This window comes from Microcoleus sp. B7-D4 (genome assembly GCF_036705125.1).
GTDB lineage: Bacteria > Cyanobacteriota > Cyanobacteriia > Cyanobacteriales > Microcoleaceae > Microcoleus.
This window is the reverse complement of the sequence record NZ_JAUBTT010000202.1, coordinates 1-5269: the sequence shown is the minus strand read 5'-3', so window position 1 is coordinate 5269 and position 5269 is coordinate 1. Positions and strand designations below refer to the sequence as shown.

General features: G+C 44.6%; 6 protein-coding genes. 2 read left to right on the top strand and 4 right to left on the bottom strand.

What is annotated here, in order from left to right; all coding sequences use genetic code 11:
- The first annotated feature begins 120 nt into the window (after positions 1 to 120).
- Complete coding sequence (locus QUB12_RS36525) at positions 121 to 594, top strand: type II toxin-antitoxin system VapC family toxin (RefSeq protein WP_333310974.1); 474 nt, start codon at positions 121 to 123, stop codon at positions 592 to 594.
- A gap of 3 nt (positions 595 to 597) precedes the next feature.
- The gene (locus QUB12_RS36520) at positions 598 to 810 is read left to right on the top strand and encodes a hypothetical protein (protein WP_333310972.1); all 213 of its coding nucleotides are present in this window, start codon (positions 598 to 600) and stop codon (positions 808 to 810) included.
- A gap of 250 nt (positions 811 to 1060) precedes the next feature.
- Here the strand turns inward: QUB12_RS36520 and QUB12_RS36515 are convergent, their stop codons facing one another.
- The 4 genes from QUB12_RS36515 to QUB12_RS36500 all read right to left on the bottom strand — a co-directional run bounded on the left by QUB12_RS36515 (position 1061) and on the right by QUB12_RS36500 (position 5019).
- On the bottom strand, positions 1061 to 1996 hold the full coding sequence (locus tag QUB12_RS36515) for a branched-chain amino acid ABC transporter permease (RefSeq protein ID WP_333310971.1): 936 nt from the start codon (positions 1994 to 1996) through the stop codon (positions 1061 to 1063).
- A gap of 36 nt (positions 1997 to 2032) precedes the next feature.
- Entirely contained in the window at positions 2033 to 2602 is a 570-nt protein-coding gene (locus QUB12_RS36510; RefSeq protein WP_333310968.1) for a GNAT family N-acetyltransferase, read from the bottom strand.
- 47 nt (positions 2603 to 2649) lie between these two features.
- The gene (locus QUB12_RS36505; protein ID WP_333310976.1) at positions 2650 to 3600 is read right to left on the bottom strand and encodes a branched-chain amino acid ABC transporter permease; all 951 of its coding nucleotides are present in this window, start codon (positions 3598 to 3600) and stop codon (positions 2650 to 2652) included.
- A 162-nt stretch (positions 3601 to 3762) separates the two neighbouring features.
- Entirely contained in the window at positions 3763 to 5019 is a 1257-nt protein-coding gene (locus QUB12_RS36500) for an ABC transporter substrate-binding protein (RefSeq protein WP_333310966.1), read from the bottom strand.
- Between the last annotated feature and the right edge of the window lie 250 nt (positions 5020 to 5269).

Below are 5269 nucleotides of genomic sequence, written 5' to 3'. Positions count from 1 at the left end.
TCACGGCGCAAAAGTGAGACATACAACTCCATGCTAACTATTTTTCTCTATCCTTTACAAAATAGCACGACCCAATAGCTGCCACTCAATAAAATTAAGAGGGCTGCTAACCCATTCTTTATGAGCGAAACCGTCTACATCGAAACCAGTATCTTGGGCTACCTCACTGCCCGATCGACCAAGAATTTAATTTTAGCGGCAAATATAGAAATAACTAGAGATTGGTGGGAATTTCGTCGAAGCGCCTTCACCCTTTATACGTCGGAGGCAGTTCTAGATGAAGTGGTACAGGGAGATGCAGGAATCGCCGCTCAACGACTGGAGATTCTGCGTGATTTTCCCTTGTTGGCATTGAACCAAGACGTACAAGATTTAGCCGTACAACTCCTGGCCCAGAGCAATCTGCCTCCAAAAGCAAGGGTTGATGCAATTCACATTGCCGCCGCAACTGTTCATGGCATGGATTATCTGTTAACTTGGAATTGTAAACATATTGCGAATGCTCAAATCCAGGGGAAGTTGGCGGAGATTAGTCTCGATTTCGGCTATGTGCTGCCAGTTCTTTGCACACCCAACGAACTAATGGGAGATTAGGTCATGTGGACAGATGAGATTGTTGAAGAAATTCACCGCATTCGAGAAGAGTATGCCAAGTCCTTTAACTATGATTTGGACGCAATATTTGCAGACCTCCGCAAAAAGGAAGGAGCCAGCGGCAGAAAAGTCGTAACCTTATCGCGAAAGCCCGGTCTAACCACACGTTGGAGCGGACGGGCGAGAAATCTTGGTGGTGCTGCAAATGTTACTTGACGTGGCTCAACTGAGCCATTAGGTAGCTAATAAATACTCAATTAGCGATGTCATAAGTGTGAAGCGTCGTCTTTCAGTAGTAAGTTTGGTAATGATCGCTGAGGAGCAACGACCTCTCACCAAACAACAGGAGATGATACAGAAAGATACGATCGCACCTTATCTTTTTTCACCGACAGGATGATCGTTCTTTCCTTTATTTTAAGCCATAAAGTTGGCGATCGCACCTTTGTTTACCAAAAATCTAATTTTAAACAGAACCGCGATCGCCCTTCCTCCACCTCTTCAACAACTCCGGCGTCACCAAACCTTGCGGAAAAAATATCGTCCCCAAAACAATTAGCAACCCAAAAATAATTAACCGCCCATCCCGCAGAAATTGCGCCAACCAAATCGGCAATCCCTGAATAGTCGCCATCCCCCTCAAAACCTCCGGCAAAGCAGTAAACACCATCCCACCCAAAACTGCTCCCAGAAAAGTTCTGCTACCACCAATCAACACAGAAGTCAAGTAAATAATACTAGCATCAAAAGTCCCTTGACGGGCGTTCCAAGTATTCAAAAAATGAGCGCTAACTGCACCCACAACCCCAGCTAAAACAGCACCTAACGTGAAAGCCAAAACTTTATAAAAAGTTGGGTTAATGCCGATCGCATCAGCCGCCAACTCATCAGCCCGAATCGCCGCAAAAGCCCGCCCCACCCGAATCCGTTCCAGCCGATAGACAATCGCCATACTGACCAACAGTAAAGGTAGTACAATCCACAAATACTCGATCGGCGTGGCAAACGGTTGCGGAATCCCAAAAATGCCCACAGCCCCGCCAGTGATGTCCAGATTCAGCGATAAAACCCGCAAAATTTCCACAAAAGCAATAGTTGCGATCGCCAAATAAATCCCACTCAACCGCAGCGCCGGAATTCCCACCAAAATCCCCAGCAACCCCGAAACAACCCCTGCAATTATCATCTCCACCAACAGCAATGGTAGAGGAAACAAACCCCCTGTCGGCTTAAACACCGTCGTAGACAAAATCGCCGCAATATACCCACCCAACGCATAAAAACCAGGGCTAGCGAGAGACAACTGACCAGTCATTAGAGGCAAATATAGCGACATTCCCAACATTGCACCCAGCAACATCGAGACAATCAGAAACCCATAAGTAGTAAAAAATGTAGCCATTTGATTTTAGATTATAAATTCTTAGGGAAAATCCGGTTAACTTGGTTTCCAATTTAGATTGATTAAGCTCGTCTGAATATGGTCTTCCCACCGACCATTTATCAACAAATAGTCTCTAGAGTAACCTTCTACCACAAATCCCAATCTTTTAAGTAGATTACCGCTACGCTGATTGTGAGGCATATAATTTGCTATAATGCGATGTAAATTTAACTCTCCAAAAACATATTGAATTGCCACTCTCACAGCTTCCGTCATATAACCTTTACCTTGTTGCGCTTCTGCCAGATTATATCCCAAAAAGCCAAACTGACCGGCACCTCGTACAAAATTATCAAAATTAACGTTACCGACAATATACTCAGGATTAGCCTTCTCAAAAATCCACAGCTTTAAAGATTTGTCAAACTTAAAGCCTTGGAAATCTTTCTCTACTTGTTTTTCCCAATAACTTTCCGTTAAAAAATCCTCCCCCCAATGTCGATGCCAGGGAGTAAAAAACCTTTGATTATCTCTGTAAAATTTAATTATTTCGCAGATATCCTCTTGATTGGCTAATCGTAACAAAAGGCGATCGCTTACAAGTAATGGAACTTCCACTTTCATAAAACATCCCTTTATCTACTGATGCACTACAGTTCTTACAAATCATCCTACACTTTCTGAATCAAACGCCGTCCAAACAAACCCTGCGGTCTAACCAATAGCATAATAAACAATATGGCAAAAGCAACAGCATCCTTATAAGCCGAAAAATCTCCTGGCACAAAAGCCTCCACCAAACCAATGATAAACCCACCCAAAACTGCCCCAGGAATACTCCCCAATCCACCCAGCACAATCACCGCCAAACCCTTCAAACCAAAAGCAATACCAAAATACGGCCCAGCAATACTCACACTCGAACCCACCAAACTTCCCGCCAAACCAGCCAGAAAACTGCTCACAAAAAACGTCAAAACAATGTATCTATCAGTATCAATACCCAACAGACTAGAAGTAGTAGCATCTTCAGCCACAGCCTGCATTGCTTTGCCAAACTTAGTAAAATTTATTAAGTAAGTTAAGACAGCCACAATCGCAACTGATACCGCAAAAATTACTATTTGAACAGTCCGAATCGGAATAGGTTTATCTACTGTTCCGAAGTTAATTGCAGCCGGTAAATAGCCGTAAGTGTTAGCAGGAAAAGTGTAAATTTCCGCACCTACAAGATATTGGATAATATTGGCGATCGCAACTGCCACACCCAAACTAGAAACCACCGTCAGCAGAGGATCAGAGAGTCGGCGGCGCAAAGGCAAAAAAGCAATTCGTTCAACAATTACTCCTACCAAACCAGCCATGACACTTCCCAAAATTAACGCCACAGCAAAAGGCAACTGCAGGGGAATTCGAGCATTAGCCCACAACCCATTAAAACCGAAAGTACCTCCCATCAGCGCATAGGTGAAATAAGCACCCAAAGTAAATACTGCACCGTGAGCAAAATTAATAATTCCCAGAATAGAAAATACCAGCGTGTATCCCAGGGCAAAAATAGCATACAGGCTGCCGATCGACAAACCATTCAAAAATTGTTGCAAAAACAGAGTTAAGTCCATCACCAGTTAGAGATTCGGCATCAACATTAAATCATTCAAAAACAAACAGCATACAATTTTTACTCTGATTTCTGACTTCCCCCCAAAGGGGCAGCGGGGTTGACCTCAGACTCACACTCAATAACTCATCCGTGTATCCGTGTCAGAATCCGTGTCGTGCCTTCATTTCAAAAATTCAAACTTACCATTATTTCCATCAGCATCCATTTTTATCTGTGCCACATAAAAGTCTTTCTGATTAATCTCACCTTCAGGCGTAAAAGAAATTTGCCCCAAAGGCGTATCGTACTTGCCCACCAGCAACTGCTGATTCAAATTTGTACGCAACTCGGCCAATGGCTTTTCGCTAACCTTAGACTTAGCATTAATTGCCTTTAATGACTCCACAAAAACTTGTACGCCCGTAAAAGCCTGAGCGCTAAACTGAGGCGGTTCTTTCTTGAATTGAGCGCGATAAGCCTCGCGAAAAGCCTTATTAACTTCATTTTCGTATTCCGGGCTGTAGGCTTGGGCAATCAAAACCCCATCGCAAAGAGCCTTGCAAACAGGAAATACATTAGAAGTATTCAGACCGTTGCCCCCAATGATAACGCCTTTGTAACCCAACTCCCGCAATTGCTTAATTAAATTGCCTCCATCGGCGGCCAACCCAGAAATAATGATTAAATCCGGCTTGACATTTATCCCATTAGTGGCTTGAGATTGGAAATCTGTATCAGTAGTCAAGAATTTTTGGACTGTTGCCAATTCCAGTCCCATATCTTTAACCGTTGTCTGAAAAGTTTCAGTCTCAGATTTGCTAAAAGCATCATTCTGAGCAAAAAACACCGCTACTTTCTTAATATTGGGATTTTGCTTCAGTGCAGCTTTAACTGCATTAGGTGCTACCACGGCCACAGGCGCGGAGACTCGGGCCACATAATCGCCAATCTGGGGAATGCCTTTAGCGGTGTTGGAGGGGCCGAGTACGGGAACTTTTGCTCGATCGGCGATCGGATCGGCACTAAAAGCCTGCTGGGAGAGAGTTGGGCCCACAAGACCTACCACCTTATCCTGATTGATCAGAGTATTGAAGGCATTGATCGCCCCTTGTTCATCTCCACCCGTATCTTGGAACACCAGTTTAATCGGCGTCCCATCCACACCGCCCTTATCGTTGAAATACTTCTCAGCAATTTTCGCCCCAGCCACCTGTTCCTGACCCAGCAAAGCCACATTGCTAGTTTGCGCCACCCCAACCCCAACGGGAATAGCGGTAGAGTTCCCCGCAGCAGAACCCTGTGGCGAAGTTGCCGGAGATGGCGAAGTACCTGGAGATACTGTAGTCGATGTCTGGGGAGTGTTCGTCTGAGTGCAAGCGATCAGCAGTGAAGCGCAGGTAAGGAATAAGGCACTAGGGCGAGCGGCAGGTTTTTTCATAAGCGGGCGATCGAACAAATATATATAGACCATCTCTATATAGAACATCTATATGTGCAAATATTCTACCGATTCGCGGGAGAGACCCGGACCCAAAAACCTATTTCCGGGGCAAAAAGACCCCATAGCCATCAAGAGGAGTCAGCCAGCAGAGGTCGGAGAGCAACGTAAGAGCCGAAACCCTTGGTGTGTATAGGTTCAAAAAAAAGTCAAAAATATTTTCACAAAACGCTTGACAACTCTGGGGAGA

What these genes read in the sequence shown, in the direction of transcription:
- QUB12_RS36525 (WP_333310974.1), top strand. Translation starts at nt 121, where the DNA reads ATGAGCGAAACCGTCTACATCGAAACCAGTATCTTGGGCTACCTCACT.
- QUB12_RS36520 (WP_333310972.1), top strand. Translation starts at nt 598, where the DNA reads ATGTGGACAGATGAGATTGTTGAAGAAATTCACCGCATTCGAGAAGAG.
- QUB12_RS36500 (WP_333310966.1), bottom strand. Translation starts at nt 5,019, where the DNA reads ATGAAAAAACCTGCCGCTCGCCCTAGTGCCTTATTCCTTACCTGCGCT.
- QUB12_RS36515 (WP_333310971.1), bottom strand. Translation starts at nt 1,996, where the DNA reads ATGGCTACATTTTTTACTACTTATGGGTTTCTGATTGTCTCGATGTTG.
- QUB12_RS36510 (WP_333310968.1), bottom strand. Translation starts at nt 2,602, where the DNA reads ATGAAAGTGGAAGTTCCATTACTTGTAAGCGATCGCCTTTTGTTACGA.
- QUB12_RS36505 (WP_333310976.1), bottom strand. Translation starts at nt 3,600, where the DNA reads ATGGACTTAACTCTGTTTTTGCAACAATTTTTGAATGGTTTGTCGATC.